Consider the following 272-nt stretch of genomic DNA (forward strand, 5'->3'; position numbering starts at 1 on the left):
TACAACTGTTTCAGCAGAATCTGCTGGACGTAAGGCTAAGAAACTTGGATCTCCGCTGTGGTTCTTTAATTTTTCTAATAAACGAATTTGTGCTTCTTGCTCGATAGGTTGGTGTGTTGGTCCGTCTTCCCCTACTCTAAACGCATCATGTGTCCAAACATATTTCACTCCTAACTCTTGAAGTGCACTTAAACGAATTGCTGGTTTCATATAATCTGAAAACACAAAGAAAGTTGCTACTACAGGAATAACTCCACCATGTAAAGCAATAC

General features: G+C 39.3%; 1 pseudogene. It reads right to left on the minus strand.

What is annotated here, in order from left to right:
* Positions 1-272, minus strand: a pseudogene (locus H2O73_RS24005) (transketolase); the annotation flags it as partial.

Source organism: Vibrio marinisediminis, from assembly GCF_014050145.1.
Classification (GTDB): Bacteria; Pseudomonadota; Gammaproteobacteria; order Enterobacterales; family Vibrionaceae; genus Vibrio; species Vibrio marinisediminis.